The sequence below is a fragment of the Pseudomonas sp. TE12234 genome (genome assembly GCF_054061835.1).
In genome coordinates this window covers 1-25,277 of sequence record NZ_JBSSEP010000035.1, presented here as the reverse complement: position 1 = coordinate 25,277, position 25,277 = coordinate 1, and the positions used below count along the sequence as shown (strand labels likewise).

21 protein-coding genes and 2 pseudogenes are annotated in these 25,277 nt (G+C 55.8%); 8 read left to right on the top strand and 15 right to left on the bottom strand.

The window, feature by feature from the left end; translation table 11 throughout:
* Positions 1-902: 902 nt before the first annotated feature.
* From ACVWYU_RS30075 to ACVWYU_RS30065, 3 genes are all read right to left on the bottom strand, one after another.
* Positions 903-1,733 (bottom strand): type 1 glutamine amidotransferase domain-containing protein, encoded by an 831-nt coding sequence (locus ACVWYU_RS30075; protein WP_457374450.1) that lies wholly within the window; start codon positions 1,731-1,733, stop codon positions 903-905.
* 829 nt (positions 1,734-2,562) lie between these two features.
* On the bottom strand, positions 2,563-3,495 hold the full coding sequence (locus ACVWYU_RS30070; protein WP_090323384.1) for a cation diffusion facilitator family transporter: 933 nt from the start codon (positions 3,493-3,495) through the stop codon (positions 2,563-2,565).
* Positions 3,496-3,807: 312 nt separating this feature from the next.
* Positions 3,808-5,859, bottom strand: a complete 2,052-nt coding sequence (locus ACVWYU_RS30065; protein ID WP_457374449.1) for a phosphatase PAP2 family protein — start codon at positions 5,857-5,859, stop codon at positions 3,808-3,810.
* A gap of 355 nt (positions 5,860-6,214) precedes the next feature.
* On the opposite strand from ACVWYU_RS30065, the gene ACVWYU_RS30060 reads away from it, so the two are divergent.
* The 4 genes from ACVWYU_RS30060 (at position 6,215) to ACVWYU_RS30045 (ending at position 9,600) form a co-directional block, all read left to right on the top strand.
* Positions 6,215-6,613 (top strand): DUF5329 domain-containing protein, encoded by a 399-nt coding sequence (locus ACVWYU_RS30060; RefSeq protein ID WP_457374448.1) that lies wholly within the window; start codon positions 6,215-6,217, stop codon positions 6,611-6,613.
* Between the two features lie 95 nt (positions 6,614-6,708).
* On the top strand, positions 6,709-7,899 hold the full coding sequence (locus tag ACVWYU_RS30055; RefSeq protein WP_457374447.1) for an MFS transporter: 1,191 nt from the start codon (positions 6,709-6,711) through the stop codon (positions 7,897-7,899).
* Between the two features lie 358 nt (positions 7,900-8,257).
* A complete protein-coding gene (locus tag ACVWYU_RS30050; protein ID WP_457374446.1) occupies positions 8,258-8,662 on the top strand; it encodes a DUF6632 domain-containing protein in 405 nt (134 codons plus the stop codon).
* Positions 8,663-8,952: 290 nt separating this feature from the next.
* On the top strand, positions 8,953-9,600 hold the full coding sequence (locus ACVWYU_RS30045) for a hypothetical protein (protein WP_457374445.1): 648 nt from the start codon (positions 8,953-8,955) through the stop codon (positions 9,598-9,600).
* A gap of 373 nt (positions 9,601-9,973) precedes the next feature.
* Here ACVWYU_RS30045 and ACVWYU_RS30040 read toward each other — a convergent pair whose 3' ends face one another.
* The 5 genes from ACVWYU_RS30040 to ACVWYU_RS30020 all read right to left on the bottom strand — a co-directional run bounded on the left by ACVWYU_RS30040 (position 9,974) and on the right by ACVWYU_RS30020 (position 15,838).
* Positions 9,974-10,801 (bottom strand): nitrilase-related carbon-nitrogen hydrolase, encoded by an 828-nt coding sequence (locus ACVWYU_RS30040; protein ID WP_457374444.1) that lies wholly within the window; start codon positions 10,799-10,801, stop codon positions 9,974-9,976.
* 79 nt (positions 10,802-10,880) lie between these two features.
* Entirely contained in the window at positions 10,881-12,098 is a 1,218-nt protein-coding gene (locus ACVWYU_RS30035; protein WP_457374443.1) for a M24 family metallopeptidase, read from the bottom strand.
* Between the two features lie 165 nt (positions 12,099-12,263).
* Positions 12,264-13,166, bottom strand: coding sequence for a polyprenyl synthetase family protein (locus ACVWYU_RS30030; RefSeq protein ID WP_457374442.1), 903 nt, complete (start codon positions 13,164-13,166; stop codon positions 12,264-12,266).
* A 166-nt stretch (positions 13,167-13,332) separates the two neighbouring features.
* Complete coding sequence (locus tag ACVWYU_RS30025; RefSeq protein WP_457374441.1) at positions 13,333-14,640, bottom strand: APC family permease; 1,308 nt, start codon at positions 14,638-14,640, stop codon at positions 13,333-13,335.
* Positions 14,641-14,809: 169 nt separating this feature from the next.
* Positions 14,810-15,838, bottom strand: a complete 1,029-nt coding sequence (locus ACVWYU_RS30020; RefSeq protein WP_390956560.1) for a helix-turn-helix transcriptional regulator — start codon at positions 15,836-15,838, stop codon at positions 14,810-14,812.
* 701 nt (positions 15,839-16,539) lie between these two features.
* Between ACVWYU_RS30020 and ACVWYU_RS30015 the strand changes: the two genes are divergently transcribed.
* The gene (locus tag ACVWYU_RS30015; protein WP_247257222.1) at positions 16,540-17,451 is read left to right on the top strand and encodes a YeeE/YedE thiosulfate transporter family protein; all 912 of its coding nucleotides are present in this window, start codon (positions 16,540-16,542) and stop codon (positions 17,449-17,451) included.
* Between the two features lie 86 nt (positions 17,452-17,537).
* Here ACVWYU_RS30015 and ACVWYU_RS30010 read toward each other — a convergent pair whose 3' ends face one another.
* Complete coding sequence (locus ACVWYU_RS30010; protein ID WP_457374440.1) at positions 17,538-17,996, bottom strand: metallophosphoesterase family protein; 459 nt, start codon at positions 17,994-17,996, stop codon at positions 17,538-17,540.
* A 144-nt stretch (positions 17,997-18,140) separates the two neighbouring features.
* On the opposite strand from ACVWYU_RS30010, the pseudogene ACVWYU_RS30005 reads away from it, so the two are divergent.
* A pseudogene (locus ACVWYU_RS30005) lies at positions 18,141-18,374 on the top strand (IS66 family transposase); the annotation flags it as partial.
* A gap of 13 nt (positions 18,375-18,387) precedes the next feature.
* On the opposite strand, the gene ACVWYU_RS30000 reads toward ACVWYU_RS30005, so the two are convergent.
* From ACVWYU_RS30000 to ACVWYU_RS29990, 3 genes are read right to left on the bottom strand one after another with little or no spacing between them, the layout of a single operon-like run.
* A complete protein-coding gene (locus ACVWYU_RS30000; protein ID WP_457374439.1) occupies positions 18,388-19,389 on the bottom strand; it encodes an NAD(P)H-quinone oxidoreductase in 1,002 nt (333 codons plus the stop codon).
* Positions 19,386-19,724: a carboxymuconolactone decarboxylase family protein gene (locus ACVWYU_RS29995; protein ID WP_390956565.1), complete on the bottom strand. Its 339-nt coding sequence runs from the start codon at positions 19,722-19,724 to the stop codon at positions 19,386-19,388. Before ACVWYU_RS29995 ends, ACVWYU_RS30000 begins: the two co-directional genes overlap by 4 nt.
* A gap of 11 nt (positions 19,725-19,735) precedes the next feature.
* A complete protein-coding gene (locus tag ACVWYU_RS29990) occupies positions 19,736-21,172 on the bottom strand; it encodes an NAD-dependent succinate-semialdehyde dehydrogenase (protein ID WP_457374438.1) in 1,437 nt (478 codons plus the stop codon).
* A 323-nt stretch (positions 21,173-21,495) separates the two neighbouring features.
* Between ACVWYU_RS29990 and ACVWYU_RS29985 the strand changes: the two genes are divergently transcribed.
* Positions 21,496-22,425, top strand: coding sequence for a LysR family transcriptional regulator (locus ACVWYU_RS29985; protein WP_390956567.1), 930 nt, complete (start codon positions 21,496-21,498; stop codon positions 22,423-22,425).
* A gap of 84 nt (positions 22,426-22,509) precedes the next feature.
* A complete protein-coding gene (locus ACVWYU_RS29980; protein WP_457374437.1) occupies positions 22,510-22,830 on the top strand; it encodes an isochorismate lyase in 321 nt (106 codons plus the stop codon).
* A 182-nt stretch (positions 22,831-23,012) separates the two neighbouring features.
* On the opposite strand, the gene ACVWYU_RS29975 is transcribed toward ACVWYU_RS29980, so the two are convergent.
* From ACVWYU_RS29975 to ACVWYU_RS29965, 3 genes and pseudogenes are all read right to left on the bottom strand, one after another.
* Complete coding sequence (locus tag ACVWYU_RS29975) at positions 23,013-23,507, bottom strand: cupin domain-containing protein (RefSeq protein WP_457374436.1); 495 nt, start codon at positions 23,505-23,507, stop codon at positions 23,013-23,015.
* Between the two features lie 249 nt (positions 23,508-23,756).
* Positions 23,757-24,938 carry a hypothetical protein gene (locus ACVWYU_RS29970; protein WP_457374435.1) on the bottom strand — a complete coding sequence of 394 codons (1,182 nt, stop codon included), beginning with the start codon at positions 24,936-24,938 and terminating at the stop codon, positions 23,757-23,759.
* Positions 24,939-25,004: 66 nt separating this feature from the next.
* Positions 25,005-25,277, bottom strand: a pseudogene (locus tag ACVWYU_RS29965) (hypothetical protein); the annotation flags it as partial.

Genomic DNA, 25,277 nt, shown 5'->3' with positions numbered 1-25,277 from the left:
GCGGTGAATGCTTATAACCTCAAACGAGCAATTAGCGTGCTCGGAGCCCGCCAGCTGATGGCGCTAATGGGCTGAAAGGCCTTTTTTCGTCTGTTACCCGCACAAAAAACAAACGCCCCGAACAAGTCGGGGCGTTTGTTGGGCTGGCCTTCAGTGTGTTTTCACACTGTGAAGGCGCCCGTTTTTTTGTCGGATGAGGCATTTTTTTGTTCTTCACGCAATCCCGGGATACAACGCTAACGCAATACTTGTGCAGCCAGCTTGCTGGCGATGCCCTGGAGTGCGCCGCGTTTATCCAGTCCACAGGCTTTATTGTTAATGACCATCGCCGCGATGCGGCGACCCGACAAGCCAGCGCCTTAAATGGGCGGTGCCCACGTTGCAATGCCCCTTTTTCCTCGAGCGTTTTTTTATTCGATATCGGTCAATTGCAGCCATCTATGACCATCAGCAATCGGCCAATTTCTGTCTGTCGCCAGCCTCACCGGGTCATTTCCGGTCGCTTAAGACTTTGGTATCGGGTTAGTCCGGTGCCATGCAAATAATTGTTCAGGTCGAACGCATATCAGCAGACAGTTGAGGTGCGACTTGGCAGATTATCGATCACACCTTGACTTTGGCTCGGACCGATCCGGTTCTTTGTACAAGACCCTCTACCAAGAAATAGCGTCGTTGGCACAAGAATTTGAAGCAACGCACTGGAAGGCAGGAACAAAAACTGTCGGGTGGTAAATCTCTAAACGAGGGAATTACGAAGCCACCCTCGGGCTTGGACTTAATGTGCGGGTGTCAGCTTCCGACACATAAGTTTGCAGCGTGTCGGAATAGACGGTGGTGCTGGAGCCGAAGCAGATCGACCCACAGCACCTACGACCCGACTTGCCCGGAGCGACCGCTCAGGATTACTTCAGTTTCGCCAGCATCGCCACGGCGACTGCCTTGGCCGATTGAGGGTTCTGGCCGGAAATGACTTCGCGGTCTTCGATCACGTTCTCGCTCCACGGCTTGGCTTCGGAGAAGTTAGCACCGGCTGCCGTCAGGCCATCTTGCGGGAACAGTTTCATATGGCCGCCGCCGAGGAAACCTTTGGCCTGCTCCTCTTCCGCGTCGGTGAAGGCGGTGACTTTGTAGCCCTTGTAAATCCAGTTGGCTGGCGCTGCCGGCTGTTTGCCCGATTCCAGCGCGGAGACAAAACGGTGCGCGTCCGGGATCGCCGACAACATGGCGATGGTGCCATGGCAGGTGAAACCGGTGATCTTGCCTTTTTCATGGAAGTTGGTCAGCAGCTGGCCCAGTTGCTTGTCCTTCAGCAGATCCTGCATTGGGATATGGCCGCCTGGCACGAATACAGCATCGAACTTGTCGTAACCGATTTTCTGAACCTGCGCGAAGCTGATGGCCGGCGAGCCGCTCTTCGAGGTCAGCTTCAGCGTGTCCAGCAGCGCGAGACTTTCCTGACGGGCCTTTTCATCGCCGCCCCAGAAGTTCACATCATTGGATTTCTGGTCCGCCGTTGGCGCCTTGCCGCTAGGGGTGGCAAATACGACGGTTTGACCCGCCGCGATGAAGGTCTGCACCGGTTGCATTAATTCATTCAGGAAGAAACCTGTTTGCATGACCTTGCCGTCCTTCAGGTCCAGTTGAGCCTGATCCGACAGTACAACCAATACCGTGCCGGCGTTGGCATAGTTAGCGGCGGCGGCCAGCAGGACAGCAATAATGGTTTTTTTCACGCGATTCTCCAGTAGCGATGATTTGATGGAGCCATCTTATTACTGGAGCAGAAAGCGATAGAGCCCATGAATTGAATTTCACTTATTACACTGAGTAATCAATAGGCAGGACTTACTGTCGCTGAGGTGCTTGGCCCGCCGCCAGAATTTTCTCGGTGCAAACTCCGGGACATAGCTGACGCAGGCCGTCCTGCTTACCATCCCGCGATCCTTCCTGCGGGATGGGTGTGACTTGATGGATGTGATCGGGCGGCGACTGCGGGCGCAGGGGGCGCAGTGAGTGAAAACGGGCGCTGAAGGCGCCCGTTTTTTGTCGGATGAGAAGGACTGCAGGCTTTGTTCTCAGACGTGAATGTCTTGAGTTTACGCCTGGGGCCCATTACGCAGTGGTATTGATGCGGGTACCCACAGATCCTGAGGTAGCTTTTGGCAGCTCGACTTCGCCCGGTTTACTCCCGTCATGATCGCCGTCACTATCTATCTGCACAGTTGGGGGCTTTTCGAGTTTGATGGCGGCGGCTTGAGGCAGGGTGATATGGGTCGAAGTGCTTATTGCCGATGTCATGTTAATCCCCTTAAGGAGCAGTAGTTTGAGTTGATACTATCGGCGTCATTGTTTAAATATTCAGGGCATTTAGTACGGTATCCACTCATTTAAAACAACTGAGATCCGCTCCCAGTCACAAGCCCGGCTGTATATTTCAGGCATTGCAAGATGTGAAATAAATGTGATGCGCGCGTGAACAATCAAGGTTTTATTGTAATGACCTTAATACAAACTCTTGCGTGATAACCCTACCGTCACTCTTCAGAGATGCATTGCAAATGATCAATGATCGAGGTCCGGACGATGCCAAGGGTCAACGTGCGTCATCAGGTTCAAAACGCGGTGCCTTTGCATCACGTTCTCCCTGGCCGCCACGGCGATGGCATGGCCATGCTCAACAGTAATTGAGGCATCCACCTCGATATGAGCGTCCACCATGATCATGTCGCCCATTTTTCGAGTACGTAGATCATGGACACCTTTGATTCCTGGTGTTTGTTGGAGTGTTTCGCGGATCGCTGCGATCTCTTGCTCATCAGCCGCACGGTCCATCAGGTCGTGCAATGAATCCCAAGTGAAGGTCCAGCCCATTTTGGCAATCATGCCACCGACCACCAGCGCAGCAATGGGGTCAAGAATCGGGTATCCCGCCAGGTTACCGACAATGCCTATGCCCACCACCAAGGAGGAAGCGGCGTCGGAGCGCGCGTGCCAGGCATTGGCAACCAACAAGCTGGACTTAACTTTTTTGGCGACCCTCAGCATAAAGCGAAATAACAACTCTTTGGCGACCAACGCTCCCAAGGCAACCCACAATGCCACCGCGTGCACCGTCGGTATTGATTCGGGGGTTTCAAGCTTCAGCACCGCGGAGCCAATCATGCCAACACCCACGATCAACAACAGTATTCCCAATACCATGGACGCGGCGGTCTCAAAACGCAGATGCCCATAGGGATGACCTTCGTCGGCCTCCTGCTTGCTTTTGTGGCTGGCGAACAACACGACAAAGTCAGCGATCAGATCGGATAATGAATGAATGCCATCGGCTACAAGCCCTTGGGATTTCGATAGCAGTCCAACGGCAATCTGGGTCAGCGAAAGCGCGATATTAACGATGACACTCACCCACGTGCAGCGGGAGGCTGCCGCTGCACGCGCAAGTTGACTGAAGCCTTCGTCTTCAGGCTCGTCAGAGAACTCTTCATAACTCATTTTTTATTCCTGTCATTGAAACTGATACTCGCTACGCAACATGAGCGATGGATGTGCCCGGCGGAATTTCTATTTTTAAATGGCCTTAAAGTGTAAGGCTTGAAATTACGCCGGCGCAATGTTGACGGCATTAATCATGCCGCGCACGAAAGATGCTTTTCGACAACTGAGCATGATGGTGTAAATACTAATATTTCGCGTAACTCTAACTTTCTGGAACTCAGCAAAATTCAAGTTTTAAAGCGGGATGAGTCACCCGGCTCGGCAGTGATAGTGATTGCCCGCTTTTGGGTCGATTGTTGCCTGTCGCGATCAGTCGGACATTGTTTTCTGTGCCTTGCCCTGTCGGGCTAACAGGACATTGCCATCCCAATCCCCGTTTGCCGTTCCTTCGGCTCGTGGCAGGAGCCGTTCGTTGTTAAAAGCGGCAGCCAGAGTGCCCCGTGGTGCATTCACATCGGGCTGTGTCGAAGCCAACGTGACGAGGGATAGCGGATGATAGAGGCGCTCCTCCACAACTGAACCCATCCACAGCGCTGAAGAATGCTCGTTCGTGAGCTCGAAATCGACGGCCCATACTCGAAGTACGAGGCGCGAGCTGGTAAGCGCGCCACCACTATTCGCTCGAATGAGCGTCAGACTGGGGAGACGACCACTGGCGAAAAGTGGAATGACGGGAAGAGCTGCCGAGTCGGTCTGGATGGAGAGCCAGTTCAGGGCACTCAACGGTGTCCAGGCCACTGAGTCCCGCCACCCGTTACGTTGCAGGACATCCTGCAACGCCTTCAGGCTACCGGCCCACTGGAACGTCAGCGGCTCATTCGTCTCGCCGGTCAGATCGATACGCCGCGCCGGCAGTTGTTCCCAGCCCGACGCCCACCAGTCCGTGGCGGTCATGGACGGAGTTCCTGTCTTGACGGCGTAGCGATCACGGTCTGTCGCATGGCTACGATAGATATTGAGTCCTCCGGCGAGAGTCAGTGCCAAGCATCCGGCGGCGAGTAGACCTATAGAATCAATGCGTCTGGCTTGGCGTTTCAGGTAGGACAGGCCGAGCAGTGCCAGCCACGCCGACCCGAATGCCATCCCCCCAAGCACGTCGGAAAACCAATGCGCACCGAGGTAGAGGCGCGAAAAGGCAATCAGAAATATCAGGGTTGCTGCGCCGAGAATGACCACCAGGCGCCATGCCGGGCGGATCTCACGCGCGATGAGAAAAGCAAGGAAACCGTAGAGCACGACATTGACTGTGCTATGGCCGCTGGGGAAGGAAAATGCGCTCCAGCCAGAATAGAGAAGCTCGCCGGGGCGAGCTCGATGCAACGCGACTTTGATGACCGTGTTGAGCACTGAAGCACCGGTAATTGCTACCAGCCAATAGGCCGCTGTACGCCAGGCGCGTTTCGACAAGAGCCACAGTAAGACAACCATTGTGACCGCCATCACGACCGTTGTGTCGCCGAGCTCTGTAATGGCGATCATCACGGCGTCGCCTGGTGCAGTACGAAGATCCTGGAGCATGTGGTAAATCGCGCTGTCGGCCAGCAGCAATGGGTCACCGGTGACGACATCTTCAAGGACGCCAAAGAAGAGCCAGGCTGCACCCACCAGAAGCACGGCTGACAATGCAAGAGTCCGTGCTTCGGGCCGAGAAGGATCGAGTAAACGGGTGAGCCTGCGGCTCAACCAGGTGTTGTGGGTGGCGGCCCAGTACCGCAGCCGCCCCAGTGAATCGATGAAGTAAGGAACGCCGCGGTGCAACCCCCAGCGCACGATATGCAGGAGTGCCCAGCCCGCCGTGAGCAAAACGATCAGCAGAATCGCGAGCGGCTTGGCAGCTGCTCCGAGGACGCTAAATGTTGCGCCTACGAGCACACCGGACAAGATATGCGACGAAGCCCAAACGAGAGCGGAGACAATATTGACGGCATAGAACCGACTGGCCGTCATCCCCAACATGCCGGCGAGGAGAGGGATGACGGCGCGGACACCCGGTACGAAGCGCGCGAAAAACACACTCATGGTGCCGTGACGCTCAAAGAAGGCCTCGCTGCTCTGAACCAGTTCAGGGTGACGGTTCAAAGGCCAGAAACCAAGAATTTCCCGGTGGTATCGATGCCCGAGCCAGAATGAAAAACCATCACTTGCGATGGCACCCAACGTGGCGGCGATCAGCAACGGCCAGAGCAATAAAACACCACTTGGCACCAAGGCACTGAGTGCGAGAATTACCGCTGTACCGGGAACGACAGCGCCGATAATCGGGATTGACTCGGAAAGTGCCAGAAGAAAGACCGCAAGATAGGCAACATGCGGATTCACCGTGAGGAACTCGATGATCGATGAGACCAGGGACGTCATCATTCGCTGGCAGCCTGTTTAATGTCGGTGAGGACGCGATCAATGTGCATGTCTTCCCGATCAGTCGCACAACCGTTATGAAGCAGGTGCCACGTCAGCGGTGAACTCTTCGGCGCGCCTTTCAAAGCGTCCAGCGTCCGACGCGTGCGTAAGGTCACTGCCCCACCCAAGGTAATGTTAGCCGTGGGCCTTTCGATTCCGTTAGACGATTACAGGCCGTACAAGCCAAGGACTATCATCAGGACTGCGTAGCATGGACGATTCATTCTGGACCGGGTTCGGGCTGGAACTGACATTACTGACGTTCATCGTATTTTTGGGCTTTGCGTTCATTCCACTTTCAGCACGAGGATGAATCATGCGTATGTGGACAGGAGTGGCGGGCAGGCTCATCAGCCAATGGATGATAGCCGCTGGTATCAGCCTTTTCACAAACTTAACCAATGTGCAGGCTCAAGCCACACCTCAAGCCACTCAAGAAATAAAAGGCTTGCTGGACTTCGTCGAGCATAGTGAATGTCAGTTTGTGCGTAACGGGGACGAATTCCCAGGCCCCCGGGCTCGGGCGCATCTGGAGAAGAAGCTGAATTATCTCGAAGGCAAGAACATGGTGCACAGCGCAGAAGACTTCATCGATCTGGCTGCCACTGGAAGCAGTATGAGTGGTCGCGCCTATGAGGTGCGATGTCCAGAAGGCGCAGAATCGGCACGCACCTGGTTGATGAGGGAGCTACAGAGGCAACGGCAGCTTCATTGATTTTTTGCCGCTCTGGCGTGAACCGGGTTCGCCTGCGAGCACGACTAAACCGTTTCTCAGTCTCTCCTTGATAGCGATGAGTACAGGATGAAAATATGAATAGCGGAAGTTCAAACAGCAACGCTGAGCATCTTCGTATTCCGCGCGCGATTTGGGCGCTAGGTTTTGTTAGCCTATTCATGGATCTATCATCCGAGCTGGTACACAGTTTACTGCCTGTGTTTTTGGTCACGACATTGGGGGCGAGTGCATTGGCCGTCGGCGTCATCGAGGGTATTGCCGAATCGACCGCCATGCTCGTCAAGATATTTTCTGGTGCTATCAGCGATTTTATGGGGCGGCGCAAAGGATTGCTGTTGCTAGGATATGGTTTAGCTGCTCTGACCAAACCACTTTTTCCACTGGCTCACTCCGTTGAAGTGGTCTTTACCGCACGCTTTCTGGATCGAATTGGCAAAGGCATTCGTGGGGCACCACGAGATGCTCTGATCGCAGATGTGTCGCCGCCAGAAATCCGGGGTGCCTGCTTTGGACTGCGGCAGTCGATGGATACAGCAGGGGCTGTTCTTGGACCTGTTCTGGCCATCGTGCTCATGTTATGGCTCGCAGATATACAGCTTGTCCTCTGGTTTGCAGTTATTCCGGCAGTGGTAGCGGTAGCGCTCATTGTCACAGGCGTAAAAGATCCCACACACCTCCTACGCGAACGCGAATTTCGATCTCCAATTCATTGGAAAGTCCTGTATGACTTCTCTTCTGGGTATTGGTGGGTTGTCATCGTTGGAGGGGTGTTTACGCTTGCCCGTTTCAGCGAGGCATTTCTGGTCTTACGGGCGCAACAGATAGGCCTGTCGATCACCTGGACTCCACTGGTGATGGTGGTTATGGCCCTTTTCTATTCGATGTCCGCCTATCCTGTCGGCTGGCTTTCTGATCGCATCAGTTGCACCAAGCTGCTCTGTATGGGGATGGGATTGCTCGTCCTGGCGGATTTGCTGCTTGCTCAGTCCGGTTCTGTCATTGCGTTGATGTTGGGCACAGCCTTGTGGGGGCTTCATATGGGATTTAGCCAAGGCATTCTTGCCTCGCTGGTAGCCGATAAAGCGCCCACGGAACTCAAAGGTACGGCCTTCGGCATTTTCAATCTTGTCAGTGGTTTATGCGTGCTGATCGCCAGTGTTCTTGCAGGCTGGCTTTGGCAAAACATGGGGTCATCCAGCACTTTCCTCACCGGTGCGCTGCTTGCCACAGCAGCGCTGCTCTTACTGTTATTCAAGAAGCAGTAAGCGCAAAAAAAACAAAACGAATGGTTCTGAACGAACAGCTCACCGTTTCAGGCATCAACCGTTGTTCCGGTTATAGGCGGGGTCGAGCTTGGCGGTAAAAAGACTGCTCTTGGAAGACTTCTGCCGGTTGCGACAGGTAGAAAACAGCGAGAAGCCGCCGGTGGACGGAGCGATCGCAAATGAGTAGCTATGCTTGGTCTATTGCCGGTACTGACTGAGCTGGGCTTTGCGTCCAAGGTGTATAAACCCCTTCAGCGGTCACCCGAATGTCACAATCCCCGGCCTGGTGAGGGATAGTCGACAATCCACCAAACCTGTGAAGGCGTTATCACCAAGCCAGGCCCAAGGAGAGTCCGCCATGACCGTAGTCGATCGCCTCAGGTATTTGCGCGTCGTTCTGGTTTTGGCTGGCCTCGCGAGCCTTGCTCTCTACCCACTTATGTTGCTCTGGCCGTCCGGCTGGGCCTGGCACGTCGGTCACTCGGACTACCCGATGATGATCGTTGGCATCTACGCCACACTTGGCGTGTTCTTGATCCTGGCCGCACGTGATCCATTAGCCAATCTGAGCCTGATCTGGTTCACCGTGTGGTCTAGCGCCGTACACGGAGGAATCATGGCCGTCCAGGCGGTCACCCAGCCAGGGCAAATGGGGCACTTGGCAGGTGATGTGCCGGCGCTCTTCATCGTTGCGGTTGCCTTGGCCGTCTTGACGCCCCGCTCGCAATTGGTCGCTCAGCCCCGGACACAAAATAGGGCCTAAAAGCAGGTTTGACTGTCAAGATCGGAACGAAAATCGCGTTTGTACGCAAATTTTTGGTCTGTTGATCTACCAAGTGCCGACAGATTTTACGTAGCAACGCAGTCTTCAAGACTGCACCCGCGTTTTTTCACAGCCTCGGGCGTTTTCTGCCTGTCACGACTGACCGGTTTGGGCTGAGGACTCCTGTCGTCATGACTTGATAATGATGGCCATATAAAGTCAATATGCCTCTATTTGAATACTCGAAAGCCAGTATCCTGGTTTCATGTCATCCCATGAAGACTCCAAACATGCTCAAGATACTTTCCTCCCCCATTCCTCTATCGCTCATTTTCGCCACTTTGGTTGGCTGCGCCGAAAAGCCCGTGCTCGTCGATAATGGCCCAGTCCGGATTCAGTCGTCCTTAATTAATGGTCGGATGCAGGAAAGTTGGAAAGGTACAGTCAAGGCCATATCGACTGACTCCCACACCGAGATGGCCGATTTCGTCAACGAATCACTGAAGAATGCAAAATACAATGTCGTGCACGGAGACTCCGATCTCACCTATTCGATTCGTGAGATCTATGCTGGCCCAGCTTCTGAGTACAAAGAGGCCCACACCGGTACAGGCTCCGTCTTGGCAACAGGCGCGTCCGTTGCATTGTCAGTAGCCGCATGCGTAGCTATGAACACGTGTACATCTCCAGGCGTGCTCGGCAACGGCGTGGCCATGAACCTGACCTCGGCAACAGATGCGGCCAATAACGCCAACGGGCAGTCAGTCGAACAGTTGAATAAGACTAACCTCGTAATTCACAGCATCTGCCTGAGCGGGCGTGGATGTGCGAGTTCGGCAGCTGCTTCTTCTGATCCTGCGCTGTCCCTGGATGATCTTCGCAAAGAAAATGCCCAAGTGGGTCTAACCACCTCGATGCGACTCAAAAACAATTACTAGATCTGCGTCTGGTTGAAGTAGGTGATAGCTTGCTCGCTCATGAGCTTCTCCTATTCGCGTGCGTTTTCTCGCCGCCTCTGACAAGCAGCAATTGGCCGTTTCTTGCCGGTCGCGACAGGCAACAATCGGCCAGGAGCGGATATCAACATATTCCTCAAGACGCCCCTCACCCGCCCCTGCCGCTTCGATCGCGATAGCGTTCTACGCATTGCACGCCAAGTCGCGCGCTTGTGCTGATCGGGTTGGCCGCCGTCGCGACGTGATCAATGTCGCGAAACTGATGCTGGATGCCCTCACTCGTCTGGCTGCTGACCCGCGAAAACATAAGATCCCTGCTCCGCACCTCAGCAGTCACCGGACCCGATTTGCATGATCACCCAGGAATGACGCTGACCGTGTTGGCGACGCCGTCTTCACTGGAGGCCCGTTCGACGCCCAGTGGAACGGGACGTCGGTCGCGCAGATAGCGATAGCTGTTGCGGCTCTCTTCAATCCGCCCGCGGTCCAGCGTGACACGGACAGGATGTCCGTCGGTGGCCTCGACCAGCACGTTTCCGAACGGATCGACAGCGACACTCTCGCCAGGAAATGACAGGCCCTTGCCTTCACCAATCCGGTTCACCATAACGACGAAGCATTGGTTTTCCATGGCGCGGGTGATCACGGCGCGACGGTGTACGGGGCCGTAGGGGTCCATGTTGCCGTCCAGTACGAGGATGAGGTCGGCGTCCAACAGGGCCAGCGAGCGGGCGGTCTCCGGAAACTCGATGTCGTAGCAGATGAGCATGCCCACGCGTAACGAGGCGATTTCACACACCGCGTACTGCGAGCCGGCATCGAAAACGCCCCAGTCCGTATCGGGCCAGAGGTGAGTCTTGCGGTATTTGAGGGCAATACGCCCCGATCCATTGATCAACATCGCGGTGTTATACGCCCGCCCGTCAGCCACTTCGCAAAAACCGAAAGCGATGGCGGTATTGCTTTTGCGTGCCGCCTCCTGAAGGAGTCGGATGGGCTTGCTACGGGTGGTCAGTCCAGTGCTATCAATCTCGTCCCTGGTTGGAAAACCTGAGAGCGTCGTCTCCGGAAACACGATCAAATCCGTATCGAGCGGGGCATTGCGGATTATCGACAGCATGTTGCTCAGGTTGATCTCGACGTGTGCGTCCGCGATGGGCAGTTGCGCCAGCAAAATGTTCATGGGGGCCTCCATAAAAAAGGGCACCGCACCTGGGTCGATGGGAGCGGCACCCTGAAACGTCAAACAGTGCGACTAGCGATCAGAACCAGAAAACCGGGGTCGTTGTCAGCAACTCGATTCCGGTCCGGGTGACGATGAAGTTCTGCTCCCACCCCACGCTGCCGACACCTTTTCGCGTCATGAAGGATTCCCCGGAGGCGACCATCCCTTCTTCGAAAATATCGTCTGCCGTGACCGAATCCCGGTTGATGATCGGATGTTCCCACATGGAGCCATTGCCGTGACCAAAGTACGGCCATTGCTTGGCGGCCAGGTCCTCTTCTTCGGCCACCCGTGCCTGCACACGCTCGGCCTCGCCCACCACGTCGAGCACGCGGGCTCCGTGCTTCACGGAGTTCATCACCGCCTCGGTGATGGCGTAAGAGTCGACCAGCAGCGAGCGCTGCTCCGGAGTGGGCTTGCCGCCGCAGACCAACGAGCGTCCGGGGTCGAGCCAGTACCCCTGATGGGTGGGCCCATAGATCCAGGTCCGGACCATATCGCCTTTGTTCGGCGCGCCCATGGAATACCCGTACATGGGATCACGTTCGAAGAACTGACTGTCCTCGTCGTTGCCGAAGTTCACCGGAATCCGCAGCCAGCCTCCCCCACGGCGTGTCAGCTCATAAGCGCCCTCTGCCGCCGCCTCGGCCGCAGTCTTGCCCGCGTAAAGGCTGTCGCACACGCGGTACAAGGCGCTGGAGACCATCTGCCCCGCTTCGCGGAACATGTCCAGCTCTCGCGGGCTCTTGATCCGGCGGCAACGGCGGATCAGGTTATCGTCATACTCGAACTCGATGCCGGGCGTCTGCTCCGCGAGCTGCCTGGCGTATTTCATCGGCAGATTGTCGGACCCGACGAACACGACGCTGCGACGAGGTTTGCGCGCGTTCAGTGCCTTGGCGACGCTGCTGATCGGGTCGTCACTGAAGAAATAATCGCCACAACGCACCATACGACGACGCACTGTCGCCACGTCGGCATGCAGCTCCGGTTCCTTTCCGAGTTCCAGTATCACGCAGCAGAAACCTCGCGCGTTCCAGATTGGGGAATCCGGTTCCTGGCCAGAGTGTTCCGACCAGAAGTTGGTCAACCAAAGTGTTTCCATGGCCCGCTCATAATGGCCAGCTGTCTTGCCCCAGACAATGGCCAGTTCATAACCCTGCCGGCGCATTTCATCTTCCACTTTTTTCCAGCGACCCTGATATTCATCCACTGGAAAATAACCGTCGGGGTAATTCATTCTTTCGATCGTCATTACGATTACCTCAGTCGTTGTTTTTATAAATAAGCGCGTCAAATACTGATCAGCGTTCGAGCGCCATAGCCGTCATATTCAACCCATGACGGGAGAATTCAAATACTGCAAATCTGCACTATTGCTATCGTTATTAAATGAAAGAAGGAACGAAAGTTCGTATCACTAGAGGTCGCGTTCCACGACAACATGTGCAAGTTGTCGAAGTGCATCAGCTTCCGGGCCAAATACCTCCAATGCCGTTAACGTCCCCTGCAGAAGTTGCCAGGCATACTGCCGCGCCCCCTCCAGTCCCAATGAAGAAACTGCCGTGGACTTATCGGCAGGCTGGTCCGCGTGAACCGCTTTCCCCAAGGCCACCGGATCGGCGACGACATCCAGAATGTCGTCGCGCACCTGAAAGGCCCGGCCGATTTGTTCGGCGTATTTTCTCAGGGCCACGAAATGGCTCGTCTCCACGTTTGCGCCACTCGCCATCGCGCCCATCACCACGCTGGCCTCAATCAGAGCCCCGGTTTTCAAACGCTGCATTTCAGCGATTTGTCCCGGTGTCGGTCGGGCACCGGCCAGCGTCATGTCGAGAAACTGGCCACCTGCAAGACCGGCGGGGCCGGCCGCCCTGGCCATGACCGCCACCATTTGCAGCCGAATCCCGGCACTGACCGTCGATGGTTGCGCCAGCGATTCGAACGCCAGTGCCTGCAAGGCATCCCCTGCAATCAAGGCCGTGCTTTCGCCGTAGGCCACATGCAACGCCGGCTTCCCTCGACGAACAAGCGCGTCGTCCAGCGCAGGAAGGTCGTCGTGTATCAAGGAATAGGCGTGCATCAGCTCCACCGCACAAGCGACACCGTCCGCAGCGTCAAGCGGCCCTCCCATGGCTTCACACGCACTGTATGCGAGTATTGGCCGCAAACATTTACCCGGCTCAAATACGCCGTAAGCCATGGCGTTATACAGTTTCTCCAGTGAAGGACTTGAGTGTGTCAGTCGTTTCCGTAATCCATTGTCCAGTCGTGCACGAAGTGTCAGGTATCTTTCGCTGTTCACGGCTTCATGTATTTGCATCACCGGCTCGCCAGATTTATTCGTTATCCGCGACGGCGCGTAACATAGAGTGCGCATAAGAAGGTGAGGCCCATTTCGAATAAATAACCCAACCCGCCATCGCCAGGAAAACAATCATGATCGGCACCGCCCAGTTTTCGTACCAGGCAAGTTCCGGATAACGAGGTCATGAAATATTGACCGCTTCAAACAGGGTCCAACCGGTGGCCGCGAAGATGGCGGGAATACTCAAGAGACCCAGCGAAAACGGCCCTTCTCGCCAGTCGCCTTTCAATACGCTGATACAAGCGCCCACCAGCGGGAATGCAAAGGCGAGATAAAACCCGGCAATACTGAACGCCAGTAACAGCGGATAAATATTGGTGAAAGACAACATGAACAACAGTGCCGATAACCCGCCGGTCAACAGAAAAGCGCGGGTGGGCAATTTGTCGTCCCCACTCAACTGTCGAAGGAAATCCGAGCAGGGAATGGTTCTGTCCCGAGCGAACGCCCAAATGACCCGGGAAACCGAAGCCTGAATGCCCAGCATGCACGCCAGAAATCCAATGATGAACAGCACCAGCATGCCCTTGTAAGCGATCTGCCCCAGATGAGTGATCAGCGTCACCGTGACAGGGTCGCTTCCCGCGGGGAATTCCAGGGTGGGCAACGCCAAGATCAGCGAAAACGCCGAAAATGCCACCACCGCGCCAACCGACAGCAGGCAAAACAGCATCGCCTTGGGCACCGCTCGTTCAGGATCCTTGACTTCCTCAGCGACGGCGCCGGCGCTTTCAAAACCCACGAATGCCCAACCGCAGTAAGCAATGGCGAGCGCTACTTTCGACGAGAAAAAGCCGGAGATACCTGGTTCCGGCCAGGCAAACAGCTGAGCGTCGGGAATCAGGATGGACAGCGCGTTGACTTTGAACTCCACCAGCAACAGCACGCCGATGCCGACCGAACCGATCACTTCGGCTGCAATGCACAGCCAGACGATGGTCGAGAAAATCTTTCGGCCTTGAGTATTACCCCACGTGGCGAATGCAATGAGAAACAGCGCAATCGGCACACTGATCATCTTGTCCGTCGCATCGATGCCGAACAGCTGCGCCACGAATCCCGCGCCGCCAAGGGCTACCGTTGCAATGGTGATCGGCAGCGTGCAGATGTAAGTCCAGCCTGCAAACCAGCCAAAGCGACTGCCGAGCAGGTACTTGGACCACTGATAAATACTGCCCTCATATGGAAATCTCGATACCAGCATGGCGAAGACCAACGCCACTAGCAGCTGCCCTGCCATGGCCACCACCAAACCCCACCAGAAGGCAGGGCCGACCGTTAAAATGCCGATTCCGAAGATGGAGTAAAGCGCCACAATGGGCGATATGAAGGCAAAGGCCAGGGAAAATGTGGAGGAAAAGTTCAGTTCACGCTGTAAGTGATGACCTTTTTCCTGACAATAGTCCCTGCCAACCGGTGTGCTGTTCATGGGCATACTCCCGCCGCTCGCGTAATTCGCGAGTCTTCAAGTTCATATTGTTATCGTTGTAGGCCGGCCGCTGAATGACCGTTGTTGCGGGGCTGCGTGCCGAGCCTTGAGGGCGATGTTATCCCCCGTCACCGACTGCACCAATAGTGCTAATCTGCACTAGCTGCCGTTATGACTGCCCGAACATGTGCATCATGAATAAAGAAAATATTTCCCGTTCGCTGGTGATGTCGAGTTTGGCGTACAACCGCTGTTTATAATTCCTGACCGTTCCCAGACTAAGGTCCAGTTTTTCCGCGATCACGGGCATCGAATACCCGCGTAAGGTTTTTTCGACCAGTTGTCGCTCGCGCGGACTGAGGTGATAAGCATCATAGAATTGTTCGAAAAACTCTTTTACATCCGTTTGTATATACCCTTCGCTTTTTTGTTCGAGAAATACTGCTCTGACGTTCGTCGCCGAAGCGGATACATTTCTGGAATATTCCCAGTGGGCAATCAAGCCCTCAACATGAACCGCAATCAGTTCAGGCTGACTCAATATGAATTCCAGCGTTTCGTTTCCGAAGGCATGACCGGTCATGGCGTGCCATGCGGGGTTTTGATAGAGGATCCTGTTATCACTTCCCAACGTGAGAACGCCGACCTTTCCATTCCCGAACAGGGCGCCGAGCCCCTCCAGAAACTCCGTACGCATGTGCGCGGCATGCGCAGCGACGATGATGGGGTAAAGGGCGGTGAACAAGGCGATTTCATCCTCATTGAACAGGGTGTACTCGCGGTCGAAACAGAAACCCAGATAGCCGCCTCCGATGACAGGCAGCATCAGTGTCAGCTCGTCCAGAATCTGCCCCGACTTGAATATTTCATCGTAATAAACGTTGGAATCATCCTCACTTTGCATGAGTGAAAACGTTACAACAGAGGGCACACGCTCTTCTGTCACTAGCCGAAGCAAAGGGTCGATCCTGTAGAGGTGACTCATGTATTGCTCAACCGCCTCGTGGCTCAAGGAGGTGTTGACAATGAACTCGGGGGCAGAAAATCTGCTGTACTTGATAGCCAGCCAACGCTCACAGTCAATATATTGTCCCAGCGTCTCCAGCACGATGGCATAAAAGTCCTGGCGCCCCACAGCGTCGACAACGGCCGCTATTGCTGCCGCCACACGCGTGTGATCACGAAAGACTTCATTCATGAGGATCTCCGATTTTGCAAATGCCTTATCGCATCAAGCATAGACCTTTCACAGTGCAGCATGCGCACCAAACGATGCACATAACCGATGGCTTCAACACGATACATTGATGTTATTTCTGGCAATGCATTAACGCGTCAGCTAACGACAACCGGTTACGCGCACCCAATCAGCAATGACTATGCCACGTTAATTTACAGAGCGAGATCCGCAATAGTGCAACATGACACCATTGACTTTTTATCAAGAGGCGACGCAGCACAGCTGCTTAAAAACTTCAGCTCTTAAATCCGTTAAATAACCTGCAAATTTCACATACTGCTCTAGACATGAACTACATCAAGTCGAAACTCTCAACACCATACAAATAAAACAACTGAAACAAACCTGGAACCCTGCTTACATAGTTAAGTAAGCATCAAGAAACTCAATCTGGACAAAGCATAAAATCATCACGACCAAGAAAACCGTCAAACGAAATTCAGTTAAGGGGCTGACCCAATGTCCGCAGTAGGTCGACTATAGCCCTTCGAGAAAGGCAGCAATCGGCCAAGCGCATTCCTTCAACCTCTACGAAATCAGTGGCCAATACAAAGCGACCGTCAGCTCAGGGCCGTGTCCGATACACAGGTAGCCAGATCGAGAGCTACGCTAATGCCTGGTAAGGCCCGGTCCATCCAAATCAGCGGTGGCGCACGAACATGGTTTTCTCCTTATTGATGGCGTTGGTATTAGCGTTTCTGATTGGCTGGGTTTCGCAGCGCATGGGCATGTGCCTTGTCAAAGCGAGCGAACAATTGCTGGCGGGGCGTCCGACATTGTTTGTGGCACTGACATCGTGTGGATTGTTCGGGTTGCTGCTGGCCCCGCTCTATCGTTTCTCCGAGGTCAGCCTGCCGCTGTACTCGCCGGGTATTTCCTACCCTTTACTGGTTTCGGGAGGCTTGTTGTTCGGGGTGGCATCGGTGCTGAACAACGGTTGCAGCGTAGGTACGCTGACCCGGTTTGCCTGTGGCAATGTCAATAAGCTGTTCACCGTGATCGGCTGGGTCCTGGGCATCGTGCTCTGGTATTACATGCGCATGATGCCCGAACAGAAGACCCTTCTGATGCCGGAAATTTCCAACCGCCATTACTGGCTATTGATCGGTGTTGTGGCGCTGGTGCTGATTTTTCTGGTCGCCATACAGGGTAATAAACACCTGGTTTTCTCCAGCATGCTGCTGGGTGCGTTGACGAGTGCGCTCTATGCGTTTGAGCCGTTATGGACACCGAGTGTGTTCTTTTACGATGTTTCGCGGATGTTCTGGCAAGCCGATATGGCAATCAGCGCCCGGCGAATTGCAGTGTTTGTCATGTTGTTGGCCGGCATGCTGAGTTTTACCGTATACCGGAAAAATTTCCGTTTCGAGGCCTTTACCCCATCAAAGGCTGGCGTTCATTTGTTGGCGGGTATTTTGATGGGGATTGGGGCTTCGATGATGCTCGGCGGTAACGACTCGCAAATACTGCTGGTGTTTCCAACACTGAGCGTTGCTTCAAGCATTCCAATGGTGTCGATCGCCACAGGCATTCTGGTGTCGTTGTGGTGCAAAAAACGCTTTTCGAATTGAACACCCTCCAGAAGGTTCCGCTGTCGACTCAACAGTACCGGCCGCCCCTCCGTCAAGGGCATGGAACGGCCAACCCTTCAGCCCCCTCATTCCAACAACGAAATCAATCGCGGCTCAATAGACCCCTGCTCCACTTCCAGCAACACCAATGTCACCGGCAACTTGAACCGCCGCGGCCCCGCGCTGCCTGGATTGAGGAATAGTCGTTCGTCACGCCATTCAATGCGTGGCTGATGGGAATGTCCGGTGATCACCAGCCTTGTGCCGGCTTCCAGCGCTGCCGGGACGTCGGCCATGTCGTGGACCAGCAAGGTACGCCAGCCATTGAGGTCGAAAGACAGGTGGTCGGCGATGTGTGCTGCCCACGGGGCCGTCTGGTCATTGTTGCCGCGCACAACATGCAGGGGCGCGATCGACGCGAGTTGTTCGAGAACTTCCGGTTTGCCGATGTCACCGGCGTGGATGATCCGTTCACAGCCCTGCAACGCCGCGACGGCTTCAGGGCGGAGCAAGCCGTGGGTATCGGAGATCACGCCAACTTTCATGCAAGGCTCCCGGCCAGTTTCAAAAATGAATACAGGGTACCAGCCGTGGGAGAGCGCTCGGGTACTCCCCTGCCCCGGCGTTTGGGTGCTCCGGGGTCAAGTGCTTGATTCACCCCGGCACACAGGCGACGACACAGATGTTCATTTTTCGGGGCCTTGGCTCACGCCAGGCCCAGGTATGTGAGAAACAAAAGCCCATTGGCCGAACAACCGCTGCACCCGATTGGCCGCTTGTATCAAGTAGAACGGAAAGCGCGGGACGTCAGCGAACCGGATCTGCGTCTGATTCGGCAGGAAAAACCAGCCCCGACAATAGAAACCTTGCACAAGTGGATGCCTGCCTGGATTACGCAAGGTAACTTCGGCAGGCGCGTCTAATACAAGGCCAGTCTTAGAGCAAGTCCACAGGCTGCATCGTGAGAATGATCTTTCCGACGTTTTCGGACGACTCCATCCTGCGATGGGCATCTGCGGCACGTGAGAGGGGGAAGGTACTGTCGACTACCGGCTCCAGGCTGCCTCCCCCTTCGAACCGTTCAAGCCAATGCTCGCGGAATCGCTTGATCATGTCGTGCTTTTCCGGCTGGGTGCGGGACTTCATGACCGTGCCGATGATTTGCAGGTGGCGGTAGAGAATATGCTCCAGCTCCAGGGAGATCTTCCCGCCACCGCCGAGGATGCCAACCTGGATCAATCGCCCGCCGTTAGCGAGTGAAGCCAGGTTGCGAGCGAAGTAAGGTTCGCCGATGAAATCGATGATGACATCAACACCTCGACCGTCGGTTTTGCTGGCGATGATTTCGGCGAAATCACTGTTCTTGTAGTCGATGGCAACATCGGCGCCCAAATGCTCGACGCGCGATAACTTGCTGCCATCGGTTGTCGCATAAACCGTCGCACCTGTGGCGTAAGCGAGCTGTACCGCAGCTGAGCCAACGCCACCGGCGGCGGCATGAATCAAGACCGAGTCACCTGACTGGAGTCGTGCCAGGTGCATCATCGCCTCATGAGCGGTGACAAACACCTCGGGAATCGCCGCCGCGTGCACGTAATCCAGTTGAGTCGGGATTGACATGGCCATGCGGTAGTCAATGCGCGCCAGCTCGGCATACGCCCCGCCACCCACCACGCCCATCACCCGATCCCCCACTTCGAAACCTACGACGGCACTGCCTTTTTCAATGACCTCGCCAGCGATCTCAAGCCCAATGATGGGTGAATCTCCGAAATCGGGATGCCCGTAGCCACCGGTGCGATGTGTCAGATCCGCGCGATTGACACCGGCTGCATAGACGCGCACCAGCAGGTCGGCAGGGCGTACTACGGGGTCGGGAACGTCCTTCAACTTCAGCACGTCGGGGCTGCCAAACTCTTCAATGGTAATGGCTTTCATGGTTGTTTCGCCTGCGGTTGAGTGAATGTGGCATTGGCAATGGCGGACGCGGTGATGGCGGCCGGGAAACCTGCATAGAACGCCAGGTGGGTGATCGCTGCGGATATTTCGTCATGGGTGACCCCATTGCTGACCGCGCGCCGCAGGTGCGCAGGCAGCTCTTCGGCGTGACCACCGGCAATCAACGCAGCCACCGTTATCAGGCTGCGGTCACGTGGAGACAGTGCCGGATCGCTCCATATTTGCGGATAGAGCGTAGCGTCGACGAACTGCGACAGCTTTGGGGTGAACGCTCTGGCCGCTTCACGGGGGCTGCTGAAATTGATGTTCGACATTTCGGGCGTCCTTAAATCTGGCTGATGAATTTGTTGGTCAGATAGTGTTCGATGCCTTCAATGCCGCCCTCTGAGCCATGACCGCTCTCCTTCATGCCGCCGAAGGGAAGTTCAGTAGCAACAATTCGGTATTGATTGATTCCGATCATTCCGGCCTCGAGGCCGTCTGCGACGTCAATGGCGGTTCGAGCGTTAGCGGTAAAGGCATAGGCGGACAATCCGTAGGGCAGACGGTTGGCCTCTTCCAGTCCGTCGGCCAACGTATCGAAGGGCATCAAAATCGCGATAGGGCCGAAGGGTTCTTCATGCATGACCCGAGCATTCATGGGCACATCAGCCAAGACGGTGGGCTGGAAGAAATAGCCTTGTCCTGGCAGGCATTCGCCGCCAGCAAGTACCCGCGCGCCTTTCTCGACGGCGTCAGCCACCAGTTCTTCCATCTTTGACAATTGCCTTGGGTTGGCGAGTGGCCCCACCTGAGTATCGGGATCCAGGCCGTTGCCGATTCTCAAGGCATTGGTCGCCGCGACGAAGTGATCGGTGAACGCCTGATAAGCACCACGCTGGATCAGGAAGCGTGTTGACGAGATACAGACTTGCCCGGTACCCCGGAACCGATTCGCCACGCCTTCTACTGCCGCCTTTTCAATGTCGGCGTCTTCAAACACCAGCACAGGGCCGTGGCCACCCAGCTCCAAAGTGATTGGCTTGACGCCTGCCGCTGCCCTGGTCGACAGCAGTCGCCCAATCGGTACGGAACCGGTAAAGGTCACCTTGCGAATGATCGGCGAAGCAATCAAGTGACTGGAGACTTGATCCGGCACGCCAAAAACGACTTGCAGAACGCCTTTGGGCAAGCCCGCATCATCAAGGGCGCGAGCAAGGGCCAGCGCCGTGGAAGGGCTCTCTTCACCGGGTTTGAGAATGACGCTGCAACCTGCCGCCAAAGCCGCTGATAACTTGCGAGCAGGAGTAATGGCTGGAAAATTCCAGGGCGTGAAGGCTGCGACCGGGCCGATTGGCTGGCGCTTCACCAGTTGCAACACGCCTGGGCGGTTGGCCGGCACGACGCGGCCATCGATACGACGGGCGCTTTCGGCGAACCATTCAAAATACTCTGCTGCACGCGTGACCTCGTCCATGCTTTCGCCAAGGGGTTTGCCTTCTTCCAGCGTCATCTGGGATGCGATGTGCGGCGCTCGCTCGAGGATGAGATCAGCGGCACGTTTGAGAATTTTTGCGCGCTGGTCCGGCACCGTCTGGCGCCACGTCTGGAAGCTGAGCCGGGCGACCTCAAGGGCGTGGTCAAGGTCGGCTGAAGTGGCCAGCGGCACACGTCCGATTTCAGTTTCCGTGGCTGGGTTTATGACGGCTGCGGTGTCGCGCCCTTCTGCGCTGATCCACTCACCACCAATGAAAAGATAGAGCGCATCGTATGGCGTGTTCATAGATATGGCCTTCACTTGATTGTCAGGAATCGGGCCGAAGCGCGCTGCGTGAGTCCTCGCTTCGGTGGTTTACGACAGAGCCGGTTCAGGCGGCCCGTGCAGCCCAGTCTATGGAGGACGACAGGTTTGATTTAGATGGCCACGAGGGAATCATTGTTGTGTGCAGAGGGAATATCACCCGCCGCCGTTGAGTTGTGTCCTCGACATTCAACGGCCATCATGCGGTGTCAGTGTGTGGTGGCGTTGGGCTCACAAGTACTGAACAGTCCCAGAGGATTTTCTCTGCAACTCAAGCAGTAAACCGGTAGAAAAGGACGGTAGGGATGGACAAACTTTCAAACATGTCTGTGTTCGTGAAAGTCGTTGAGATGGGCACTTTCACTGCAGTGGCCAACCATCTGGACTCGACAGTCGGCAATGTGTCCCGTGCCGTTTCTGCGCTCGAAACAATGCTCGATGCCCGCCTGCTGCAAAGGTCGACTCGTCGTCTTTCCGTGACTGACGCAGGTCGACGATTTTACGAACGCTGTACGGCGATCCTGGCCGACCTTGAAAACGCTGAAGCCGAAGCGAGTAATTCGATCCTGGAACCCAAGGGCACGCTCCGTGTTCATAGCGTGCCTGGCCTTGCGCGTCATCTGGTGACCTGCGCCATCCTTGAGTTCCGCAAGGAGTTTCCCGAGGTCACGGTAGATTTGCTGCTATCCCAACGGATGCCGAACCTGCTGGAAGACCAACTGGACGTTTCAATTCTGATAGCCAGAACGCTGCCCGATTCAGCGTACGTCAGTCAAAAAATTGGGGTCAGTCATTGCGTGCTGGTCGCGTCCCCTGCCTACCTGGCTCAACATGCACCGCCGGCGAAGCCTGAAGACCTCAACGATCATCAGTGCCTGTTGCTGGGCACCGTTGATTACGCTCGGGATGAATGGCAGCTGAAAAGCAAATCCGGCATCGCCAGTTTCGTACCCACCGGGCCGAGCTTTAGCGTAAATGATATGGATGCAATGGCCGTCGCCGTTCGATCCGGAGCGGGGATTGGCTTGTTGGCTGGATTCTCGGCCATCGACGATCTGCGCTCGGGGAAACTCGTGCGAGTTTTGCCTGAGTACCATACCTATGAGCGCAATGTTTATGCCGTTTACACTTCCCGCCAGTTTGTCGATGCGAAGATAACCCGCTTCATAGAAACGCTAAAAACGCGGGTGGGTAGCCAATTGGCAGACACTGCAAGAGAACTTATCGATAGGTAACCTGCTGGAGACTCTCGGGAAAGGCAGATCCTGAATAGCACATCAGCCGATTCACAATTTATTTCAGCAAAGGGAGTGACTCACATGGACGTTTCCAATCAATTGCAACCCTCAGAATGCGCCGGAATGGAGGACATCAGACGCGAGATCGATGCCCTCGACCGGGCCGTCATCAAGCTGTTGGGCAAGCGTTTCCAGTACGTGCTTGCGGCTTCGAAATTCAAGACCTCTGCGGCTTCGGTGCGTGCCCGGGAGCGATTCGATGCCATGCTCGCGACACGTCGTGAATGGGCAGAGGCCGAAGGCCTGAGCCCGGATGCGATCGAAAAGTTGTATAGCGACTTGGTCAACCATTTCATTGCCGAAGAGATGAAACACTGGTCGGCGCAATTGCCCAATACCTAATCCTGTAGTGTCGGATATCCAGTCCGGCGCACCGGGCTTATCTCGGTGGTGCACCAGGCAGTGTGAAAACGCGGGCTGCTCGATGGCTCCGGCTTCGTTGGCAACCGGTTACCTGCGGCGCCCTCGGGTTTTTCGCGAGCGGGCTCGCTCCTACAGGGGGTATCGACTTGGGCACGGTTTTGTCACTTTGACGCGTTGCGCGGATCGTCATGGCTATCGATGTATTCAAGCCCCAGCGGCCCCGTTCCGTAGACTTGCGAGATGTACTCGCCTGATTTCGCCCAGTGAAAGTGCGGTGTATTGGCCGGGAGTATCACTACGCTGCCCGGACCATAAGCCACCAGTTTGTCCGGATCGAAAACAGTACCGAAGCCGATGTAGAACACACCGGACATGACGGTATAGATACGATCTTCCGGATGAGTATGGGGCATAAGTTTGGTGCCGCTGGGCACTTTGACTCGCACTACGTAAGGTGCTGGCTTACTCGGGTCGCCGGCGATAACCGCGAGTTTTACTTCTTTCGGGAAAGCCGGAAAGCTGCGCCATTCCACGTCTTCGTTATGCAAGGCACCGACTTTATCGAGTGGCAGGGGTTGAGCCTGTGCGAGCGGGATTACCGCGCTTGCGACAAGGAGTGCGGCCAGACCCGCTGTTTTGATCATGCTCTGAATCATGGAAGGCACCTTAACTACGCAGTAAACGAAATCGTCAGGCGGACTCTATTTCCGATGGGCATTGCTGATAATGGCGTGATCGCGAATTACAGTTGATACCCAATGTAATCAATGCGCTGCCGCACAGGTGCGCCACCTCATCACGCCCACAAGCAGTGTGCTGTTCGCCTTAAATTTCAGCAGTCGCCATTTCGTCTCGGGCGAACCAACAGTAAGGGGCCTTGCTCGTTTAGAGCGGGAGCGGCGCGCTCAATGCAACCCCGCCGCTTTGCAGGCATCAATGAAGTTCGCGCCCTTTTTGTCCATGGCGGTTTTCACCAGTGCGTTGGCTTTTTGCAGGGCCGGGCTGGGTTGGGCCCATTGCTCGGGGGGCAGTGGTCGGGACCAGGCTTGCACGTTTTGCGGCAGGGCCGGCCGGCCCTTGCGGTGGGCCCACTCGGCGATCAGGTAGGGCATTTTCCAGAAGGTCAGGACGCGGCGCACGTACCACCAGCGCAGGGGCCATCTCGTCGGTTGGGGATACCCATAACGCTTGCGGTAGGCGTCATCCATGCCGTCATCGAGATCACCCATGAACCGGGCGTCAAGCCGCTCGATTTCAAAGGTGTGCAACCCTTCATAAGGTTTGAGCTCGTCCTCGCTCAAGGTGATGCTTAACGCAGCGAGCATGGGGTTGGGCGTATCGACCAACTCCCCTTCTTCCATGTAGTTGCGAATGGCCGTCCACATGCCCAGGGCATGGGCATCGCTGGGCTGGGCCGACAGGATGAATTGCACGGTGTCGTGCGCTTCGTCTTCCAGGCCCATGCCGAAGGTGTAATCGCGCATGGCGCCGTAGCGGGTGATGCCCTGGCTGCGAGCGACCCAGGCCACCACGCTTTCCCAGGGCACGATCAGCACGCGATGGGTGGTGTCGTCGATGTAGCAGACTTCGCGACGCTGGCGGTTGAAGCGCACCGGGTAGCTTTTGGCCAGGGTGCGGACGTTGGAGAGCATGCCGTAGATGAAGGCACCGACGGGAAGGATAAATAGAAGCGAACCCGTGGCGAATACCTGCACAACATCCCCAACAATGTCGAAAAACTTTCGGTCGATTTCAGGGGGGCTAATAGCAACGAGCCATAGACAAATAAGCACAGGCACAACAAAAGCGGTACACAAAACCATCCATATTTGAATCGCCAGCCTTTTGCCCAGTTCAACCATCCCGTAGTTGCTCCCCCCCAACTCCAGATAGGTTTCATTCATCGCCGAAAAGTTACGCCGAGAGACTGGCGCCTGCCCGGTGTACACCGGCAATGGCGCCAGAAACAGGGTTTCATTCAAGCCCCGAACCCGCAGCTGCCCGGCACTGGGCCGCTGGCTGCGGATGTCTGGCGCCGGCTCGGTGGTTTCAGGCTTGTCTTGGCGTTTGAACAGTTGGCTAAACATCGACCGTCGCCATTTCGTCGCGGGTGAACCACCCGTCATTCCCCTTTCTCGTTTGCAGCGGCGTCTTCAATGCAGGCCCGCCGCTTTACAGGCGTCGATGAAGTTCGCGCCCTTTTTGTCCATGGCGGTTTTCACCAGTGCGTTGGCTTTTTGCAGCGCCGGGCTGGGTTGGGCCCATTGCTCGGGGGGCAGTGGTCGGGACCAGGCTTGCACGCTTTGCGGCAGGGTCGGCCGGCCCTTGCGGTGGGCCCACTCGGCGATCAGGTAGGGCATTTTCCAGAAGGTCAGGACGCGGCGCACGTACCACCAGCGCAGGGGCCAGGGAGTGCGTTTGCCATA